Below are 18,965 nucleotides of genomic sequence, written 5' to 3' on the forward strand. Positions count from 1 at the left end.
CGGGCAGGAGCCCGGTCTGTGCGGCCTGCGCCCGGGCTACGGCAGGAGCCCGGCCTTCTCGCAGGCCGACCGGTACTTCGGGGTGCAGATCTGCTGAATCGTGTACACGCCGTTCTTGACCACGGTCTTCCTGATGGTGTGGACGGTCAGCGGGATCGGGCGGAGCAGCACGGCCGGGACACCGCCGGGGATCCGGCCCGTGGCGATGTGGCGGAGGCTCGCTCCGCGGGCGAGGGCGACGGCCATCTCGGCAGCGGCGTGCGCCTCGGGCTTGAAGGGCTTGTAGACGGTCATGTACTGGTCGCCCCGGACGATGCGCTGGATGGCCGCGAGCTCGGCGTCCTGGCCGGTGACCGGGGGCATCGGCCGGACGCTGTTGGCCCTGAGGGCGGCGATGACACCGGAGGCGAGGCCGTCGTTGGCGGAGTAGACGCCGTTGATGCGGTCGGGTCCGAGGGCCGCGATCGCGCCGGACATGTTGGTGTAGGCGTTCATCGGCAGCCACCTGTCCGTGTTGTACGACTTATCGATCTTGACCTTGCCCTGCAGAACGGACAGGGCGCCTTTCTTGAACAGGACCGCGTTGGGATCGACCATGTCGCCGTTCATCATGACGACCTGGCCGCCGCGCGCCTTGTGGCCCATGGCCTTCAGGAGCGCCTTGCCCTGCAGCCTGCCGACCTCCTCGCCGTTGAAGGAGACATAGGCCGAGACGGGTCCCTGAGCGAGGCGATCGTACGACACGACCGGGATGCCCGCGTCCTGCGCGCTCTCGACGGCGGGGCCGAGTGACTTGGCGTCCACGGGAGCGAGGACGATGACATCGACCTGCCTGATGATCATGGTGTCCACCTGCTGCTGCTGAGTGGCCACATCACTGTGCGCGTTGACGGCCTCCACCTTGCAGCCGCGGCACAGCTGCGCGATTTTCTGCTGGATCAGGGGCCGGTCGAAGTGGTCCCAGCGGGGGGTGTTGCTGTCCGGCATCAGCAGGCCGATCGTCGGGTGGCCCGCCGTCCCGTGCGGGGCGGGCCGGACGGCGGTGGGGGACTCGGCCGCCTTGCCGCAGGCCCCCAGCGCGAGGGCCAGGGACGCCGCCACCGCGAGGACGGCGGCACCGCGAGGATGACCTCTCACGATGTGCAGCACCTCCTCACGCGGGCTATCCGGCGCCGGCCACAGCCCCGCTGTCCATTCCGCCGTCCGCGCCGGCGTCCGCCCCGCTGGGAGGCTCGCCGACGGTTTCGCCGTCCGTGCCGTCGGTCCGGCGCGCCATCACCACGACCTCGCTCCACACCTGCTTGCCGCCGCTGACCGGCACCGAACCCCAGGTCGCCGACATCGCCTCGACCAGGAGCAGACCCCGGCCGCCGGTCGACTCCCAGTCCACGAGCACCGGCTTGGCGGGCGCCCGCGGCGACGAGTCGCTCACCGCGACCCGCAGCCGGTCCCCGGCCAGCGTGAGGTCGAGCCGCACCGGGCCCTGCGTATGCACCAGGGCGTTGGTGACCAGCTCGGAGACCACGAGCAGGACCATGTCGGCCTCCGTGGCCACCCGCCAGGAGCGCAGCGTGCGCGCGGTGAAGCGGCGCGCGTGCATCACGGCGTCGGGCAGCCGCCACACCGCCCAGCCGGCCCGGATCGGCCGGACCTTCATCCCGTCGTAGCGCAGCAGCAGCAGGGCCACGTCGTCGTCGCGCCGGCTCAGGTCGCCCAGCAGCGAGTCGGCCAGCCGCCCGGCGTCGGACGGATCCGCGCCGGAGAGTGCCCCGCGCACCCGCAGCAGGCCGTCGTCCAGGGGGAGGCTCGAGGACTCGACCAGCCCGTCCGTCAGCAGGGTGAGCACCGTGCCGGGGGTCAGCCCGACCGCGGTCATGGCGAACTCCGCGTCGGCGATCACCCCCAGCGGCGGCCCGCCCTCGGCCTCCACCTCCTCGGTGGAGCCGTCCGGGTGGCGCAGCAGCGGCGGCAGATGCCCGGCACGTACGAACCAGGCGTCGCCCTCCTCCATGTCCAGCTCGACATAGGTGCAGGTGGCGAACAGCTCCGTCTCCATGCCGACGAGCAGCCGGTTGGCGTGGCAGATGACCACGTCGGGCGGGTGGCCCTCCACCGCGTAGGCCCTGATGGCCGTGCGTATCTGGCCCATGATGGTCGCGGCCCCGGCGCTGTGCCCCTGGACGTCGCCGATCACCAGCGCCACATGGCCATTGGGCAGCGGGATCACGTCGTACCAGTCGCCGCCCACCTCCAGCCCGCTCATCGCGGGCAGATAGCGGGCCACCGCCACCCCGCCGGGGAGCTCGGGCAGCCTGCGGGGCAGCAGGCTGCGCTGCAGCATGGTGGCGAGCTCGTGCTCGGCGTCGTACGCGTGGGCGCGCATCAGGGCCTGCCCCACCAGACCCGCCGTCGCGGTCAGCAGCGACCGCTCCTCCGGACCGAACCCGTGCGGCTCCTCCCAGCCGACCAGACAGACCCCGACCACCCGGCCCTGCGCCGGAAGCGGCAGGACGGCGAGACCGCCGGCCCCCATGTCCGCGAGACCGGGCTCCAGGCCGCTGCCCGAGGGCAGCAGACAGATCCGGCCCTCGCGCAGCGCGGTCTCCAGCGTGGGCAGCACGCGGGTCGGCACATCGGGCCACTCCGACCGCCACTCGGACCGCCACATCCCCGGCCAGGCGCCGGGCTGCGGCGGGTCGAGAGCGGTCACCACCAGCCGGTCGCCCTCCAGCTCGGCGAGCGCCACCCGGTCGGCCCCCAGCGGCTCGCGCAGCGCGGCGGTCACCACCAGGCTGACGTCCCGGACCGTCATCGCGTTGGCCAGCGCCGCGGACAGCCGCTGCACCCGGGAGACCTCGTCGGCGGTGGGCCGCAGATACGAGGCGTCCGCCACCAGGCCCAGCAGCCGCTCGGGGGTGCCCACGGCATCGCCCTGAATCCGGCAGCACAGGCGCAGCCAGCGCAGCTCGCCGGTGGGCAGGCGGATACGGAACTCCAGGTCACGGCTGCCGAGACTCAGCTGACCAGGCTCGACGATGGACATCAGCGCGGGCAGGTCCTCCGGCACGGTGTGCGCCAGCAGGGTCTCCACCTTTCCGTCGAACGCCTCCGGGGAGATGTCCACCAGCTCCAGCAGCTGCGCGTCCGCGTCGATCCGCCCGGTGTTCAGCACCAGAGTGAACGAGCCGACGTGAAGGTGGTCCAGCGCCGAGCGCAGCAGCGACAGCGGCCCGCCCCGGCCCGGCGCCCCGCCATCCGCCTGAGCCTGCGTGCCCGCCTTGAGCTGGGCGGCGATCTGGTCGGCGTACAGCTCCAGGAAATTGCGCTGCTCGGCGTCGAAGCCGTCCCCGGGGTACACCACGACCAGGCAGCCCAGCCGCCTGCCGTCCGCCCCCAGCGGCAGCGCGCCCAGTGACATATCGGCCGGGAGGGCTCGCTGGGCGCCCTCACCGTAGGCGGCGAGCTTCGCGGAGGTCGACCACTGGGGCCGCCCGGTGCGGAAGGCGTCGGCGACCGGGGAGCGCCCGGACAGCGGATAGCTGGTCGGCAGGCCGTACAGGGCCCGCGGGCCGCCGGCCGTCTCGGTCAGCCGCAGCTCGTCGCCGTCCGCGGACAGTACGTAGACAGCCGTCAGCGCCGCCGTGGCGAACACCAGGGCCTGCTCCGTCACGGCGTGCTCCTGCTCCACCGCCGGCGGCCGGAGGCCGACACCGGACGCCTTGTCGCCCGGGTCCCTCCTCCGCCGCGTGATGTCCACTCCGGAGCCGCCTTGGCCGGCCATCGCGCCATTCCACCTCCTGGCCCGCCTGTGTGCCGCCCCCCACACGTGAGGACGCTCACACAAACAGGATGGCATAGCCGCCACGGAACGAACGGGGTGCGGCCGGGCACGGGTGATCTGCGGAAACGGATCTCCGGCCGGAATCTCCAGGAACGGATCTTGAGGCGGGGGGCTTGAAAAGCGGGAAGCGGAGCTCATATGCCAAACGCGCGCCGCACCGCATGCGTCGCCCGCGCCCCGCTAGCCGCAGAGCGCTGCGCCATTCAGGGTAATTCGCGGTCATCTCTATGGCGTAACCGTGTTGACGGTGCGCCTACTAGTCGTACTGACCGGTGGGTTTTCCCATCTGCCGGGGGACGGCGACGCATATGTGACGCAGCGTCAGTCGCCGTGATGAGCCCCCCTAGCACATGAAGCGCCGCTCCGCCCGGCTCAAGGCTTCACGCGGCGCACCACGGCCCACCGTCACTCATGGCACACGGCAAACAGCACACAGCACGGAGGGCTCATCATGCCTAGTCCCACGATCACCCTGGTCACGGTATCGCCGAATCCGGCGTTCGTCGGCCAGTCAGTCACCGTCACCGCCACCGTGATCCCGCTCGGACTCGGGACCCCGACCGGCACCGTGACCTTCAACGTCACCGGTGCTTCTCCCCAGACCGTGCCCTTGACGGGCGGCACGGCCTCGGCGACCTTCACCGGTCTGAGCGTCGGGGTCGCGACGGTCACCGCGACCTACAGCGGCGACGCCAACTTCACCCCCTCCACCGGCTTCAATGCCGTGGTGGTCCTCCAGGGCACGACGACCACATCGGTGGTCTCCTCGCCGGACCCGTCGAATCTGGGGCAGAACGTGGCGATCACCGCCACGGTCACCCCGGTCTCCCCCGCCTCGGGCACACCGACCGGCACGGTCACCTTCGTCGTCACCGGCCCTGGCGGCGGAACGTTCACCCAGGCGCTGTCGGGCGGCCAGGCCACGATCAACCTCAACACCCTGGGTGTCGGCTCGCACGCCATCACCGCGATCTACAGCGGCGACACGAACTTCCTGCCGTCCGCCGGCTCCGACACCCAGACGGTGAACCCCGGGCCGGCGGCCACGACGACCACGGTGAGTTCCTCGCCGAACCCGTCGGTGGTCGGACAGCCGGTCACGTTCACCGCCAACGTTTCGGTGAACCCGCCCGCGACGGGCACACCGACCGGCACGGTCACCTTCGTCATCTCCGGCGCCGGGGGCGGAACGTTCACCCAGCCGCTCTCAGGCGGCCAGGCCACGCTGACCCTCAGCACTCTGGGCGCTGGCTCGCACACCGTGACCGCCACCTACAACCCCGACACCCCGAACTTCCTCACCTCGTCGGGGACCAGCACGCATGTGGTGAACGCGGCGAGCACGACGACCACGGTCACCTCCAACCCCGACCCCTCGGTAGTAGGACAGTCGGTCTCCTACATCGCCCATGTGCAAGCCGTGCCCCCGGGGTCCGGCATCCCGCAGGGAACGGTCAACTTCACCATCACCGACGGCACGACCACGGTGACCGGCTCCGGCGCCCTGGACAGCAACGGCTTCGCCGTCTTCAACGACAGTACGCTGCCCGCCGGCACCTACACGGTCACCGCGACCTACGTCGGAAACGCCAGCTTCACCGGGTCGACCGACACCGACACCCAGACCGTCACGGGGCCGTGACCCGCCCACCCGGCTCCGCCGGGAGCAGGGTCACAACGGACAACGACTGAGTGGCAAAGCACTGAGCCGCGCCATCGCCCGAGGGGCGGTGGCGCGGCTCAGCCGAGTCCGGAAGACGCCGGTGGGATCACACGTCGAAGTAGAGCTCGAACTCGTGCGGGTGCGGACGCAGCTGCAGCGGAGCGATCTCGTTGGTGCGCTTGTAGTCGATCCAGGTCTCGATCAGGTCCGAGGTGAAGACATCGCCCTGGAGCAGGAACTCGTGGTCGGCCTCGAGGGAGTCGAGAACGGCCGGCAGGGAGGTCGGGACCTGCGGGACGCCCGCGTGCTCCTCGGGAGCCAGCTCGTAGAGGTCCTTGTCGATCGGCTCGGCCGGCTCGATCTTGTTCTTGACGCCGTCCAGGCCCGCGAGGAGCAGGGCGGAGAAGGCCAGGTACGGGTTGCCGGAGGAGTCCGGGGCGCGGAACTCGACGCGCTTGGCCTTCGGGTTGGAGCCGGTGATCGGGATACGCATCGCGGCGGAGCGGTTGCGCTGCGAGTACACCAGGTTGACCGGGGCCTCGAAGCCCGGGACCAGGCGGTGGTAGGAGTTCACCGTCGGGTTGGTGAACGCCAGCAGCGACGGGGCGTGCTTGAGGATGCCGCCGATGTAGTAGCGGGCCATGTCCGACAGGCCCGCGTAGCCCTGCTCGTCGTAGAAGAGGGGCTCGCCGCCCAGCCACAGGGACTGGTGGACGTGCATGCCCGAGCCGTTGTCACCGAAGATCGGCTTCGGCATGAAGGTCGCGGTCTTGCCGTTCTTCCACGCGACGTTCTTGACGATGTACTTGAAGAGCTGCAGATCGTCGGCCGCGGCGAGCAGCGTGTTGAACTTGTAGTTGATCTCGGCCTGGCCGGCGGTGCCCACCTCGTGGTGCTGGCGCTCGACCTGGAGACCGGACTTGTTCAGCTCGAGGCTGATCTCGGCGCGCAGGTCGGCGAAGTGGTCGACCGGCGGGGTCGGGAAGTAGCCGCCCTTGTAGCGGACCTTGTAGCCACGGTTGTCCTCCAGCGCGCCGGTGTTCCAGGCGCCCGCCTCGGAGTCGATGTGGTAGAAGGCCTCGTTCGACTTGGTCTCGAAGCGGACGCTGTCGAAGACGTAGAACTCGGCCTCGGGGCCGAAGTACGCGGTGTCGGCGATGCCGGTGGAGGCGAGGTAGGCCTCGGCCTTCTTGGCGATGTTCCGCGGGTCGCGGCTGTACTGCTCACCCGTGATCGGGTCATGGATGAAGAAGTTGATGTTGAGCGTCTTGTCCCGGCGGAACGGGTCGACACGCGCCGTCGAAAGGTCCGCACGCAGAGCCATGTCCGACTCGTGGATGGCCTGGAAGCCGCGGATCGACGAGCCGTCGAAGGCGAGCTCTTCGTTCGGGTCGAACGCCTCCGCCGGTACGGTGAAGTGCTGCATGACGCCGGGAAGGTCACAGAACCGGACGTCGACGAACTTGACGTCCTCGTCCGAGATGAACTTCCGAGCGTCGTCGGCGTTCTGGAACATCCAACTCCTCCTAGCCCGGCCGCGGGGGACGGGGGTTTGTTCGGTCGCGCGGCTCATGTGCGGCTGGCGCGCTGTGGCCGACGATAGGCAGACGGGATTTCCCGGGCATGACCCATTTGTTTCACCCAGGTTAACCGGCATACGTCTGGTGTGGAGGGGGCACGTGAGGCCGGGGCCGGTCCGCGCGGGGGCGGTCCCGGGGGAGAAGCGGGCGGGAAGCTCACGGGAAGCGGGCCCCGCTCCACGGGGAACGTATGCGGTCGCAGTAACGTGGTCGGGTGGACAATAGGCAAGCAATCGGATCATGGCTCTCCGGGCCGCGCGCGGCCGCCGAGGACATGGGCGTCGAGCTGGGCTACCGGGGCGAGGGACTGGGGCTGCCCGAGAGCGGGCCGGGCTCCATCGCGCCCATCGGACGCCGCCTGGGGGCGCTGCTCATCGACTGGGGACTGTGCCTGCTCGTCTCCTACGCGCTGCTGTCCGGAGGCAAGGCGCAGGCCACGGGCAACTGGGCGCTGGCCGTCTTCTTCGTGCTGAGCGTGCTCACCGTCGGCACGGTCGGCTGCACCCCCGGCAAGCTGGCGCTGAAGCTGCGCGTGATCTCCGCGAGCGGCGGACGGCTGGGCCTGCCGCGCGTGGTGCTGCGCAGCGTGCTGCTGCTGATCGTGATCCCCGCGGTGGTCTGGGACCGGGACACGCGCGGTCTGCACGACCGGCTCTCCAACTCGGTGCAGATCCAGATCTGAGGTACGGCTGTTCTGATACGACGGACCGCATACGATGGGGCGGCCCGGAATCGAGATTCCGGGCCGCCCCATCGTATGCGGTCCTCAGCCGGTCCTATGCGGCGGGTCGAACGCCTCAGCGGCCCTTCGGCATCCGCATCCCCTTGGGCATCGGGCCCTTCGGGATCGGCATGTTGCTCATCAGGTCGCCCAGCGCCCGCAGCCGGTCGTTGACCACGGTCACCTGCGGGCCGGGCAGCACCCGCGGCAGCTTCAGCAGCTTGGTGCGCAGCTTCTTGATCGGCACCTGGTCCTCCCCGGTGCCCACGATCACATCGTGCACCGGGACGTCCGCGACGATGCGCGCCATCCGCTTCTTCTCCGCGGCCAGCATGGACTTCAGCCGGTTCGGGTTGCCCTCGGCGACCAGCACGATGCCCGCTTTGCCGACGGCCCGGTGGATGACGTCCTGGTTGCGGTTCATCGCCACCGCGGGCGTCACCGACCAGCCGCGGCCCACGTTCTCCAGCACCGCGGCCGCCGCGCCCGGCTGTCCCTCCATCTGCCCGAAGGCCGCTCGCTCGGCACGGCGGCCGAAAACGATCGCCATCGCGAGGAAGGCCAGGACGAAGCCCAGGATGCCCAGGAAGATCGGGTGGTCGATCCAGAAGCCGATCGCGAGGAAGACACCGAACGTGACGATTCCCACCGCGGCGACGACAAGACCGACCTTCGAGTCGACCTTCTTGGTCATCTTGTAGGTCAGGGCGATCTGCTTCAGCCGCCCGGGGTTCTCGGATGTTTCCTTCCTCGCCATACAGCGAAGTTTACGTGGCCTGGGAAGCCCCGGTGGACACGGCCTCCAGGACGTGCTCGGCCTCGTGGCGGTCCTTGGCGCGGCGCCGGTCCTCCAGGACCGCGGTCCAGGCGTTGCGGCGGGCGGTGCGCTGCCCGCCGCCCAGCAGCAGACCCTCCAGAGCGAGCAGTGCGTCGGTGACGGACGGCGGACGGACAGGCGCGGCCGACATGGGGTCCCCCTCGGGAGCGGCGGATGATCAGAGCCCACACACAGAACGTTGTGTGGCTTAATCGTTACCCAAAGGTGTTACCAGTGCGTGACCGGCCGGTCAAACACCGATGAAGCCTTGAAATGCTCCCGATCTCGCTCTGACCTGCGCTGTCACACGAGGCGCGGCGCGCGGGGTGTGCCCGTACTCACATAGCGTGTTGGTCACATGCGGTGGTCACGCCTGCCAGTTCACGCCTGTACGCCTGTTGGTCACACCGCCTGAGCGGCCACCGCGATCCCGCGCTTCTCGATCGCCTGCTGGTAGAGCCGGCCCGCGCGGTACGAGGAGCGGACGAGCGGGCCGGACATGACACCGGCGTAGCCGATCTCCTCCGCCTCCTCCTTCAGCTCCACGAACTCCTGGGGCTTGACCCAGCGGTCCACCGGGTGGTGCCGGACGGTCGGGCGCAGATACTGCGTGATCGTGATCAGCTCGCAACCCGCGTCGTACAGGTCCTGGAGCGCCTGGCTGATTTCCGCCCGCTCCTCGCCCATGCCCAGGATCAGATTGGACTTGGTGACCAGACCCGCCTCGCGCGCCTTGGTGATCACTTCGAGTGAGCGCTCGTAACGGAAGGCGGGGCGGATGCGCTTGAAGATCCGCGGGACGGTCTCCACGTTGTGCGCCAGCACCTCGGGGCGTGCGGAGAAGACCTCGGCGAGCTGCTCGGGCACCGCGTTGAAGTCCGGGATCAGCAGCTCGACGCCGGTGTCCGGCATCAGCGCGTGGATCTGGCGGACCGTCTCGGCGTACAGCCAGGCGCCGCCGTCCTCGAGGTCGTCGCGGGCGACACCGGTGACTGTCGCGTACTTCAGCTCCATGGACTGGACGGACTCGGCGACCCGGCGCGGCTCGTCACGGTCCAGGGCCTGCGGCTTGCCGGTGTCGATCTGGCAGAAGTCACAGCGCCGGGTGCACTGGTCGCCGCCGATCAGGAAGGTCGCCTCGCGGTCCTCCCAGCATTCGTAGATGTTCGGACAGCCCGCCTCCTGGCACACGGTGTGCAGGCCCTCGCGCTTCACCAGGCCCTGCAGCTCGGTGTACTCGGGACCCATCTTCGCGCGGGTCTTGATCCACTCGGGCTTGCGCTCGATGGGCGTCTGGCTGTTCCGGACCTCAAGGCGCAGCATTTTGCGTCCGTCGGGTGCGACTGCGGACACGTCCGGCACTCCTTAGTGCTTGGGGAGGCATCGAATCTTCGGCGAACCCCAGGGTACGCCCGTTATTCGTACGCCTTTACGCCCAGGGCAACCGAGAACCCCCAGGGCCCATTCCCCGGCGGGGGTGGTGCGGTCAGACGGCGCGCGGCAGCGGTACGGAGGACTCCGTGACCGCCCGCAGATGCTTCTCGATCACCGGAAGCACCTCAGCCACCGAGATGTCGCGGCCCAGCTCCTCCGAGAGCGAGGTCACCCCCGCGTCGCGGATGCCGCACGGCACGATCCGGTCGAACCAGGTGGTGTCGGGATTGCAGTTCAGCGAGAAGCCGTGCATCGTCACGCCCTTGGCGACCCGCACCCCGATCTGGGCGAGCTTGCGGTCCTCGCCGCGCTGGCCGGCGTTGGACGGGGCGTACTCCGGGCCGCTCATCCGCGGGTCGAACTCCTCGTCGGCGACGCGCGGGTCGAAGTCCAGATTCAGCCCGCCCGGCGCGCGGCGCTCCTCCACCGGGTCCCCCAGCACCCACACCCCGCTGCGGCCCTCGACCCGGGTGGCCTCCAGGCCGAACTCCGCACACGTCAGCAGCAGGGCCTCCTCCAGACGTCGTACATGTGCGATGACGTCCACCGGGCGCGGCAGCTTGAGGATCGGATAGCCGACGAGCTGCCCCGGGCCATGCCAGGTGATCTTGCCGCCGCGGTCCACGTCCACGACCGGGGTGCCGTCCAGGGGGCGCTCGTTGTCGGCCGTGCGCCGGCCCGCGGTGTAGACCGGCGGATGCTCCAGCAACAGGCAGGTGTCCGGAACCTCGTCCGCGAACCGAGCGGCGTGCACCCGCCGTTGCTCCTGCCACGCCTCCCGGTACTCGACGGCATCCGCCCCGAACCCCAGATGGACAAAGCGCAGCTCACTCACGGCGGCAATCCCTTCGGACCTCGTACAGCGCTCCGGCGCCCCGCGCGGGCGCCTCAGCCACTGTACGTCCGGTAAACCCGGGCTCCGCATCCGGATCGTTCTCACCCGACCCTCACACGATCGGATGAATGCCGGGCGACCGAGACGATCAGCGCCTCACCGGCGGCTACTTTCGGGCCGTTTCCACGAAGCGATCAGGGAGACCGGCAGGCTGATGACGGAACGACCTCCGCAGCGCATTCCCAACCGTCAGCTCGCCGCGCTCATCGCGGAGGCTGGCTTCTCCAACGCCGGGCTCGCCCGGCGGGTCGACCAGCTCGGCCTCGAGCACGGTCTGGACCTGCGGTACGACAAGACATCGGTGACCCGCTGGCTGCGCGGACAGCAGCCACGGGGCACCACCCCGGCGCTGATCGCCGAGGTCTTCACCCGGCGCCTGGGGCGCCGGTTCACTGCCCAGGACCTGGGCCTGGACGCTTGTGCGCCGGTCTACGCCGGGCTGGAGTTCGCCGCCACCCCGACGGAGGCGGTGGACATCGTCAGCGGGCTGTGGCGCAAGGACTCCGGCAGCCAGGCGGAGCTACGGAAGATCGCCTTCACCCCGGCCGGCCTGGTGGTCCCCAGCCGCGACTGGCTGATCGGGCGGCCCGACGACAAGGTGGCGCGCGGGGAGCCGCCCGCGGCGTCCCCCGCGGCACTCCCCGCCGGGGGCATGCCGGGGCCCAGGACGGCGGGACGGGCCCCGGGCCCCGGCGGCCGGCCGCCGCTGCCCCGGCAGCGGCAGGCGGACCGGTCCCAGCGCGGGCCGGGCTACCGGGTCACCGCCGGGGACATCGCCGCGCTGCGGTCGGTGGGCGAGCTGTTCCGGTCGCTGGACCAGACATACGGCGGCGGACACGCGCGGCAGGCCCTGGTGCGCTACCTCGAACACGAGGGCGAGCCCATGCTGCGCGGCACCTACGGGGAGGCGACCGGGCGGCGGCTGTTCGCGGCGATCGCCGATCTGACCCGGCTGGCGGGCTGGACGTCGTACGACATCGCCGCCCACGGCCTGGCCCAGCGCTACTTCGTCCAGGCGCTGCGGCTCGCGCAGGCGGCCGGGGACCGGCCGTACGGCAGCTATGTGCTGATCACGATGAGCCGCCAGGCCGTCTATCTGGGCCACGGGCGGGAGGCCGTCCAGCTGGCCCGGGTGGCCCAGCAGGGCATGGGCGGCGGCGCCCCGCCCGTCCTGCAGTCGCTGCTGCACGCCGTGGAGGCCCGGGGCCACGCCGTCCTGGGCGAGGTGCGGGCCTGCACCGCCTCGCTGGCGCGCGCCGAGCGGGCGCTGGAGACGGCCCGGCCGGGGGACGAGGTGCCCTACTGGGCGCGGTTCTTCGACGAGGCGCAGCTGGCCGACGAGTTCGGACACTGCCACCGCGATCTGCAGCAGTACCGCGCCGCCGCCCAGCACGCCGAGCGCTCGCTCCAGCTGCGCGGCAAGGCGTACGCGCGCAGCAGGCTGTTCTGCCGGGTGGTGCTGGCGACGGCCCGGCTGGGCCTCGGCGAGCTGGAGCAGGCGTGCGCGCTGGGCGCGGAGGCGGCGCAGCAGGCGGCCGAGATGCGGTCGGCGCGGGCCACGGACTACGTACGGGACTTCGAGCGCCGGCTGGAGCCGTACCGGGACGCGGCGGCGGTGCGGGGGTACCGGGACCGGGTGGCGGCGCTGGGATAGGGGGAGCGGGGGCGGCGCTCACCTGGGCGCGGGCTGCTCCGGCGGCCTGTCCCAGGTCGGGCGCACACCGAAGGTCCGCTCGAAGCCCGCGCGGCCCGCGTCGGTCAGCAGGACCACGCGGCGGCGGGCGCCCCGGCGGATCCAGTCGCGCTCGAACAGCCGGTCGGTGAGCGCCGCCCCCAGGGCGCCGGCCAAGTGGTGGCGCTGCTCGGTCCAGTCCACGCAGTAGCGGATCAGCGGGCGCCGCCCGCGGAGCCGGTCCGCGTCCACGCCGAAGGCCGCCAGCTCCTCGCGCCCCGGCGCGGTCAGCCGGTACGTGACGTCCTGCCCCGGGGCGGACAGCCGGTCGTGCCGCGCCGTCGCGGGGTCGTAACGGCCGTCGCCGCCTTCCAGAAAGCCCCGTTCCAGCAGCGCCGTCATCAAAGCCACGCCCAGGCGGCCCGCGACGTGGTCGTAGCAGGTGCGCGCTCGGCGCAGGTCGTGCGCGTGGCTGGACTCGCGCAGCGAGGTGACCGGCAGCGGCGGGGAGATCCGGGCCAGGGCCTCCAGAGCCTCGGCGACGGCGGGGCCCGCCAGCCGGTAGTAGCGGTGCCGACCGTGCGGCTCGACCCGTACCGCGCCGGACTCCAGCAACAGCGCCAGGTGTCCGCTCACCGTGGAGGCGCTGACCCCCGCCTCCGCCGCCAGCACGCTCGCGGGCAACGCCCGTCCCTCGGCGAGGGCCCGCAGGACACGGGCGCGGGAGGGGTCGGCGATCGCGGCGGCGGCGCGGGCGATGTCGGCGTCCCGAGCGGGGGCGGGGGCGGGTTCGGGGGTGTGCCGGGCGGTGTGCTCGGGGATCTCGGCGGAGGCCATGAGTCCACCGTAGGGCGGGGGCGCTTCGGCGGCGGGCGAAGCGTGGGCGCACGGGCCGCGCGGCCATGACGGGCGGGCGGCGGCGGTGCCCGGCGCGCGGTTCGGGGCGGGCGGTGGCCGCCCCCGGTGGACGGCCACGCTTCGGCGGGGGCCGAAGGGCTGAGCGGTGAGGCTGGAGACATGACCGCATCCGAACTCACCTCTCCCCGCTCCGCCCGCCCGCCCAGGGGCCGGTCCCCGGTGCGCAGGATGCCGCTGCTCGCGATCTGCCTCGGGTACTTCCTGGTCATCCTCGACGTCACCGTCGTCACCGTGGCCGTCCCGCGCATCGCGGCGGACCTCGGCGCGGGGCATGCGGCGCTGCAGTGGGTGGTCGACGGGTACACCCTGGCCTTCGCCGGACTGCTGCTGCTCTGCGGCGGCCTGGGGGACCGGCTGGGACACCGGCGGGTGTTCCTGACCGGGCTCGGCGCCTTCACGGTGGCATCCGCTGGGTGCGCCCTCGCCCCGACGGCCTCCGTCCTGGTCGGCGCGCGGCTGGCCCAGGGGGCCGGGGCGGCGATGATGGTGCCCGCCTCGCTCGCGCTGCTCGGTGAGCTGCACCCCGAACCGGCCGCCCGGGCCCGGGCGTTCGGCGTGTGGGGCGGGATCGCCGGGGTCGCCGCCGCGGCGGGGCCGGTGGTCGGCGGGCTGTTGGTGTGGGGCGTCGGCTGGCGTTCTGTTTTCTTCCTCAACATCCCGGTCGGGGTGTTCGCGGTGTTCCTCACCCGCCGCCGGGTGCCCGCGCCGAAGGCCCCCGAGGGCGGCGCCCGCCGGCCGCTCGACCTGGCCGCCCAGCTCTGTGCCGCGGCCGGGGTCGCCGCCCTGACCGCCGGGCTCAACGAGGCCGGGGGCCGCGGCTGGGGCGACCCGCTGGTCCTCGGCTGCCTCGCCGCCGCGCCGCTCGCGGGCGCGCTGTTCTGGGCGCTGGAGCGCCGGGCGGCGGATCCCGCGCTGCCGCCGCGGCTGCTCGCCGGATTCCGCTTCCCGGCCTGCCTGACCGTGGGCGTGCTGCTCAACCTCGGCTTCTACGGCCTGCTGTTCGTCACCACCGTCTACTTCCAGGGGCACCGGGGCTGGGACCCGCTGTGGACGGGCCTGGCCCTGCTGCCCATGGGGACGATGGCGGCGCTCGGCTCGCCGCTGTCCGGGCGGCTGGCCGCGCGTACCGGGACCCGCGTCCCGGTCGTGGCCGGGCTGCTGATCGGCGCCGCGGGGCTGCTGGGATGGTGCGCGGCCGGGCCGGACACACCGTACGGGCTGCTTCTCCCGGCCCTGCTGGCGGCGGGCTTCGGGACGGCGTTCGCCATGCCCTCGGCGACCGTCGCGGCGATGGAGGCGGCACCGGAGGACGTGCGCGGCGCGGCGTCCGGCGCGTTCAACGCGGCGCGGCAGCTGGGCAGCGCGATCGGGGTCGCCCTGTTCGGGACGCTTCTCGCGGCGTCCGGAGGCTTCTACGGCGGGATGCGGCTGGCGGCGGTGATCGGCGCGGGGTGCTTTGTGGCGGGCGCGGTGCTGGCGGCGGTGGTGAGCCAGGCCGGCCCCGCCGCGTCGGCTGGGAGGTCTGCGTCGGCTGGGGGGTCTGCGTAGGCGGGGTGGCGCGTCGGCCGGCCCCGCCGCGTCGGCCGGGGGCGCCGCGCCGACCAGGGGCGCCGAGTCGGCCGGGAGGTCTGCGTTGGCCGGGGGGTCGGCGCGGGCCGGGAGGTCTGCGGGTGGCGAGTCGTGACGAGCACGTCTGGGCGCGGGGCGGCGGGCGAAACCCCCGCCGCCCCGCAGGTCCTCCGGGCACGGCGGGTCAGGCCGCCGCCGCGTCCGGGGTCGAGGGCTCGGCGCTGGGAAGGGCGCCGAGGTCGTGGAGGATCGCTCGGGCGGCGCGGCGGCCGGAGACCAGGGCGCCCTGCACGGTGCTGGAGTCGCGGTGGTCGCCGCACACGTACAGGCCGGACAGCAGCCGGACCGGGCGCCGCAGGTCGTGGGGGGCGGGCATGGCGGGGACCGCGTCGGGGTCGTGGTGGGCGGTGAGCAGGTCCCAGTCGGCGGTGGAGGTGCCGTAGACCGCGGCCAGTTGGGTCCGGGCGGCCCGCTCGAGCTCGGCGGTGGGCAGGGCCGCGGCGGCGCCGAGGACCGTGGAGGTGATCAGGACCCGGCCGGGCGGGGTGCGCGCGGGGTCGACCTCGCTGGTCACGGCGGTGTGGGCGACCGGGCCGTGGTCCCCGGCGGTGAGCACCAGCGCGGGCTCGCGCAGCGGCGGCCGGTCCGCGGTGTGGTGCAACACGGTGACCGGGTGGAAGGCGGGCAGCCGCAGCCCGGGGAGGAGGTCCGCCGCGGCGCGGGCGCCGGTGGCCACCAGCACCGAGCGGCAGGCGAATTCGCCGTGTTCGGCGGTCGCCACGGCGGTGGTGGAGGCGGTCACGGCCCGTACTCCGGTGCGTACCGTACCCGGCGGCAGGGCCGCGGCCAGCAGCTCCGGGACGGCCGAGGCGCCGCCCGCCGGGAGGCACAGCCGGCCCCGCGCGTAGCCGCGCAGCACCAGGTCGGCGCAGCGGCTGGAGGTGGTCAGCTCGGGGTCGCTGAGCAGCGAGACGAGCAGCGGGCGCAGAAAGCCCTCGACGGTACGGGTCGGCAGCCCGCGCCCGGCCAGGGTCTCGGCGACGGGCCGGTCGGGGCGGGTGAGGAGGCGGTCGGCGGGCAGGGCGGCGAGCCTGCCCAGGGCGGCGCCGAGCCGGGCCTGGTCGAGCGCGCCGCCGAGGGGCGCACGGGCGGCGTTCGCGAGGGCGCGTGCGGTGGTCAGTGCGCCCCTCGTGCCCCGGCCGCCGGTTCCCCAGCCGCTGGTGCCGGTGGCACCGACCCGGTGGGTGCGGCCGTCGGCGCGTACCAGCACACCAGGGGAGAAGGGGCGCAGCACGAGCTCGCCGAGCCCGGGGGTGCGCCGCAGCTCCGGGAAGGAGGTGTCGACCAGTTGCCCGCTGCGGTCCAGCCGGAAGCCGTCGATGAGGTCGGTGGTCATACGGCCGCCCACGCGGGGCGCGGCTTCCAGAACGCTGACCGTCACCCCCGCGCTGGTCAGCTGATGGGCCGCGGCCAGCCCCGCCAGTCCGGCTCCCACGATGACGACGTCCGTGCGGTGCGCGCTGGTGAGCACGTGTCCTCCCCGAGGTCGGTGCGTACGCTAAGGGGCCTGCTGCCCCCGACCGGCAGCCCGGATGCGTATATTCCGCAACTCGGGTTCCCTGGGCCGGTCATGACGGTACGGACAAAAATGGTCGATGCCAGACGCGCATCGACCGAGCATGGGCGCACAGCGGTCGCACATTGCCCTGGGGTGGCGCTGAAGTGGGCCCAGAAGGCGCCTGGACGGCGCGATGGCGGGCCTGGAGAGCGTCGGCTGACGGCAGTCGGCGGTGACCGCCGCGCGGCCGGCGCGGGCAGGTCAGCGGCGACCGGCGCGCGCGGCCAGCGCGGCCCGCAGCGCCTGCTCGATCTCCGGGTGGGCGAAGGAGAACCCCGAGTCCAACAGCCGCCGGGGCACCGCTCGTACGCTGCCCAGCACCTCGCCGGACATCTCGCCGAGCGCGAGCCGCAGCGCGGGCGCGGGGACGGACAGCAGCGTCGGCCGGCCCAGCACCCGGCCCATGGCGGCGGTGACCTCCCTATTGGTGATCGGCTCTGGCGCGGTGAGGTTGACCGGGCCCACGAGGTCGTCGGTGGCCAGGATGTGGCGCAGGGCGGCGATGTGGTCGTCCAGGGCGATAAAGCTCCAGTACTGGCGGCCGCTGCCCATCCGGCCGCCGAGGCCGAACCGGAACAGCGAAAAGAGCCGCCCCCACGCCCCGCCCTCACCGGCCACGACCAGCCCCGTGCGGGCGAACACGGTCCGCACACCCGCCTCCTGGGCCGTCATGGCCGCTTCCTCCCACTCCTGGCACAGGCCCGCGAGAAAGCCGTCACCGGGGGGCGTGTTCTCGTCCACCACGCGCCCCCCGGTGTCGCCGTAGAAGCCGATCGCGCTGCCGCTCACCAGCACCCGGGGCGGAGTGTCGAGCGAGGCCACGGCCTCGGCGACGGCGGCCGTCCCGAGCACCCGGCTGTCCCGCAGCTCCTTCTTGTAGGCGTCGGTCCAGCGGCGGTCGCCGATGCCCGCGCCCGCGAGGTGCACCACCGCCTCACAGCCCGCGAGCCCCTCCGTGTCCACCCACTGCCGCTTCGGCTCCCACCGGACCTCGTCCTCGGCCTGCGGCGCGCGCCGCACCAGCCGCACCACCTCGTGGCCGTCCGCGTGCAGGGAGCGGACGAGAGCCGTGCCGATGAGCCCGGAGGAACCAGTGATCGCGATACGCATGGGGCCATTTTGCCCGCGATCTGGCGGGGGATGTCGGACGTGGGACAGTGCCACACATGGCCGACCCGATCATCCGACCCGCCGTCCTCTCCGACGAGACGGACCTCGCCGATCTGGACCGGCGCACCTGGTCCCCCCTGCACTCCGTACAGCCGCCGCCGCGCCCGAACGACCCCTTCTTCACCGACCGGAACCGGCCCGAGCACCTGCTGATCGCCGACGCCGGGGGGCGCACGGCGGGCTACATACGCCTCGTCGCGCCGACCCCGCTGGCCTGCAACGCGCACGTACGCCAGATCCAGGGCCTGGCGGTGGACGACTGGGCGCGCGGCCGGGGCGTGGCGCGGGCGCTGCTCGGCGCGGCGTACGAGGAGTCCAGGCGCCAGGGCGCGGTCCGCCTCACGCTGCGGGTGCTCGGGCACAACGCCCCGGCGCGGCGGCTGTACGAGTCCGAGGGCTTCGCGGTGGAGGGCGTGCTGCCGGGGGAGTTCCTGCTGGAGGGGGAGTACGTGGACGACGTGTTCATGGGGCGCGCTCTCTGAGCTACGCCCGGAAGCGTTCCCACAGCCGGGGGAACCGTTCCGCCAGCGCCCGCTCGTCCTCCAAGTCGAGGACCGTGCCCGCCGGTTCCGTCGGCCGCGACGGGAGACCGAGGTCCGGCAGCACCGCGCCGGTCAGCTGCTCGTACGCCTCGTCCGCCGCGAAGCCCAGGTCCTCGCAGTCCCCGTCCACCTGCTCGTCGAAGCTCTCGAGCAGCTCGGTGAGGTCGTCCGGCTCGTGCAGCGCGCCCTCGAACACCTCCCGGCCCTGGCCGATCAGCCAGTAGCGGAAGGCGTCGAACGCGTCGTCGCCCACGTCGCCCAGCAAGAGTTGGGCCGCGCCCCACAGGTCCCAGCGGTAGGCCCGGTTGGAGCGGGCCTCGAAGTGACGGGCGAAGTCCAGGACGGCGTCCGGGTCGAGCTGGGACAGCCGGTCGACGAGCAGGTCGGACTGGTCCTCGGGGTCGCCCTCGGCCGCATCCCGAGCGCTGTCGACCAGCTCCCAGAACTCCGTCTCGTCCATCACGGGACCAGGATCGGCCCTCGTGCGCGCCCGCGCACGCCGGAGCGGCCCGCGAGGGCGGCGGG

General features: G+C 72.6%; 16 protein-coding genes. 5 read left to right on the top strand and 11 right to left on the bottom strand.

The window, feature by feature from the left end; all coding sequences use genetic code 11:
- Positions 1–36 precede the first annotated feature (36 nt).
- Both PV419_RS45250 and PV419_RS45255 read right to left on the bottom strand, forming a co-directional pair.
- Positions 37–1,137, bottom strand: coding sequence for a sugar ABC transporter substrate-binding protein (locus PV419_RS45250; RefSeq protein WP_319699141.1), 1,101 nt, complete (start codon positions 1,135–1,137; stop codon positions 37–39).
- A gap of 25 nt (positions 1,138–1,162) precedes the next feature.
- Positions 1,163–3,781 (bottom strand): SpoIIE family protein phosphatase, encoded by a 2,619-nt coding sequence (locus tag PV419_RS45255; RefSeq protein ID WP_319699142.1) that lies wholly within the window; start codon positions 3,779–3,781, stop codon positions 1,163–1,165.
- Positions 3,782–4,292: 511 nt separating this feature from the next.
- On the opposite strand from PV419_RS45255, the gene PV419_RS45260 reads away from it, so the two are divergent.
- Entirely contained in the window at positions 4,293–5,483 is a 1,191-nt protein-coding gene (locus PV419_RS45260) for an Ig-like domain-containing protein (RefSeq protein ID WP_319699143.1), read from the top strand.
- Positions 5,484–5,610: 127 nt separating this feature from the next.
- Here the strand turns inward: PV419_RS45260 and glnA are convergent, their stop codons facing one another.
- Positions 5,611–7,020: a type I glutamate--ammonia ligase gene (gene glnA, locus PV419_RS45265; RefSeq protein WP_319699144.1), complete on the bottom strand. Its 1,410-nt coding sequence runs from the start codon at positions 7,018–7,020 to the stop codon at positions 5,611–5,613.
- Between the two features lie 278 nt (positions 7,021–7,298).
- Between glnA and PV419_RS45270 the strand changes: the two genes are divergently transcribed.
- Entirely contained in the window at positions 7,299–7,766 is a 468-nt protein-coding gene (locus tag PV419_RS45270) for an RDD family protein (RefSeq protein ID WP_319699145.1), read from the top strand.
- 115 nt (positions 7,767–7,881) lie between these two features.
- Here PV419_RS45270 and PV419_RS45275 read toward each other — a convergent pair whose 3' ends face one another.
- From PV419_RS45275 to lipB, 4 genes are all read right to left on the bottom strand, one after another.
- Positions 7,882–8,562 carry a DUF4191 domain-containing protein gene (locus tag PV419_RS45275; RefSeq protein ID WP_319699147.1) on the bottom strand — a complete coding sequence of 227 codons (681 nt, stop codon included), beginning with the start codon at positions 8,560–8,562 and terminating at the stop codon, positions 7,882–7,884.
- Positions 8,563–8,572: 10 nt separating this feature from the next.
- Positions 8,573–8,773 (bottom strand): hypothetical protein, encoded by a 201-nt coding sequence (locus tag PV419_RS45280; protein ID WP_014180346.1) that lies wholly within the window; start codon positions 8,771–8,773, stop codon positions 8,573–8,575.
- Positions 8,774–9,024: 251 nt separating this feature from the next.
- The gene (gene lipA / locus PV419_RS45285; RefSeq protein ID WP_319699149.1) at positions 9,025–9,975 is read right to left on the bottom strand and encodes a lipoyl synthase; all 951 of its coding nucleotides are present in this window, start codon (positions 9,973–9,975) and stop codon (positions 9,025–9,027) included.
- Positions 9,976–10,108: 133 nt separating this feature from the next.
- Positions 10,109–10,891 (bottom strand): lipoyl(octanoyl) transferase LipB, encoded by a 783-nt coding sequence (lipB, locus tag PV419_RS45290; protein ID WP_319699150.1) that lies wholly within the window; start codon positions 10,889–10,891, stop codon positions 10,109–10,111.
- Between the two features lie 214 nt (positions 10,892–11,105).
- Here lipB and PV419_RS45295 point away from each other — a divergent pair, with 214 nt between their 5' ends.
- Positions 11,106–12,605: a regulator gene (locus PV419_RS45295; protein WP_319699152.1), complete on the top strand. Its 1,500-nt coding sequence runs from the start codon at positions 11,106–11,108 to the stop codon at positions 12,603–12,605.
- A gap of 18 nt (positions 12,606–12,623) precedes the next feature.
- Here PV419_RS45295 and PV419_RS45300 read toward each other — a convergent pair whose 3' ends face one another.
- On the bottom strand, positions 12,624–13,460 hold the full coding sequence (locus PV419_RS45300; RefSeq protein WP_319699153.1) for a winged helix-turn-helix domain-containing protein: 837 nt from the start codon (positions 13,458–13,460) through the stop codon (positions 12,624–12,626).
- 180 nt (positions 13,461–13,640) lie between these two features.
- Here PV419_RS45300 and PV419_RS45305 point away from each other — a divergent pair, with 180 nt between their 5' ends.
- Positions 13,641–15,089 carry an MFS transporter gene (locus tag PV419_RS45305; protein ID WP_319699155.1) on the top strand — a complete coding sequence of 483 codons (1,449 nt, stop codon included), beginning with the start codon at positions 13,641–13,643 and terminating at the stop codon, positions 15,087–15,089.
- A 205-nt stretch (positions 15,090–15,294) separates the two neighbouring features.
- Here the strand turns inward: PV419_RS45305 and PV419_RS45310 are convergent, their stop codons facing one another.
- Both PV419_RS45310 and PV419_RS45315 read right to left on the bottom strand, forming a co-directional pair.
- Positions 15,295–16,641 carry an NAD(P)/FAD-dependent oxidoreductase gene (locus PV419_RS45310; protein ID WP_319699157.1) on the bottom strand — a complete coding sequence of 449 codons (1,347 nt, stop codon included), beginning with the start codon at positions 16,639–16,641 and terminating at the stop codon, positions 15,295–15,297.
- 288 nt (positions 16,642–16,929) lie between these two features.
- Positions 16,930–17,838 (bottom strand): TIGR01777 family oxidoreductase, encoded by a 909-nt coding sequence (locus tag PV419_RS45315; RefSeq protein WP_319699159.1) that lies wholly within the window; start codon positions 17,836–17,838, stop codon positions 16,930–16,932.
- Between the two features lie 56 nt (positions 17,839–17,894).
- Between PV419_RS45315 and PV419_RS45320 the strand changes: the two genes are divergently transcribed.
- Positions 17,895–18,380: a GNAT family N-acetyltransferase gene (locus PV419_RS45320; RefSeq protein WP_319699161.1), complete on the top strand. Its 486-nt coding sequence runs from the start codon at positions 17,895–17,897 to the stop codon at positions 18,378–18,380.
- Between the two features lies 1 nt (position 18,381).
- On the opposite strand, the gene PV419_RS45325 is transcribed toward PV419_RS45320, so the two are convergent.
- Positions 18,382–18,900, bottom strand: coding sequence for a DUF4240 domain-containing protein (locus PV419_RS45325; protein WP_319699217.1), 519 nt, complete (start codon positions 18,898–18,900; stop codon positions 18,382–18,384).
- Positions 18,901–18,965 lie beyond the last annotated feature (65 nt).

This window comes from Streptomyces sp. ME19-01-6, assembly GCF_033793745.1.
Taxonomy (GTDB): Bacteria; Actinomycetota; Actinomycetes; order Streptomycetales; family Streptomycetaceae; genus Streptomyces.

What these genes read in the sequence shown, in the direction of transcription:
- PV419_RS45255 (WP_319699142.1), bottom strand. Translation starts at nt 3,781, where the DNA reads ATGGCCGGCCAAGGCGGCTCCGGAGTGGACATCACGCGGCGGAGGAGG.
- PV419_RS45260 (WP_319699143.1), top strand. Translation starts at nt 4,293, where the DNA reads ATGCCTAGTCCCACGATCACCCTGGTCACGGTATCGCCGAATCCGGCG.
- glnA (WP_319699144.1), bottom strand. Translation starts at nt 7,020, where the DNA reads ATGTTCCAGAACGCCGACGACGCTCGGAAGTTCATCTCGGACGAGGAC.
- PV419_RS45275 (WP_319699147.1), bottom strand. Translation starts at nt 8,562, where the DNA reads ATGGCGAGGAAGGAAACATCCGAGAACCCCGGGCGGCTGAAGCAGATC.
- PV419_RS45280 (WP_014180346.1), bottom strand. Translation starts at nt 8,773, where the DNA reads ATGTCGGCCGCGCCTGTCCGTCCGCCGTCCGTCACCGACGCACTGCTC.
- PV419_RS45295 (WP_319699152.1), top strand. Translation starts at nt 11,106, where the DNA reads ATGACGGAACGACCTCCGCAGCGCATTCCCAACCGTCAGCTCGCCGCG.
- PV419_RS45300 (WP_319699153.1), bottom strand. Translation starts at nt 13,460, where the DNA reads ATGGCCTCCGCCGAGATCCCCGAGCACACCGCCCGGCACACCCCCGAA.
- PV419_RS45305 (WP_319699155.1), top strand. Translation starts at nt 13,641, where the DNA reads ATGACCGCATCCGAACTCACCTCTCCCCGCTCCGCCCGCCCGCCCAGG.
- PV419_RS45315 (WP_319699159.1), bottom strand. Translation starts at nt 17,838, where the DNA reads ATGCGTATCGCGATCACTGGTTCCTCCGGGCTCATCGGCACGGCTCTC.
- PV419_RS45320 (WP_319699161.1), top strand. Translation starts at nt 17,895, where the DNA reads ATGGCCGACCCGATCATCCGACCCGCCGTCCTCTCCGACGAGACGGAC.
- PV419_RS45325 (WP_319699217.1), bottom strand. Translation starts at nt 18,900, where the DNA reads ATGGACGAGACGGAGTTCTGGGAGCTGGTCGACAGCGCTCGGGATGCG.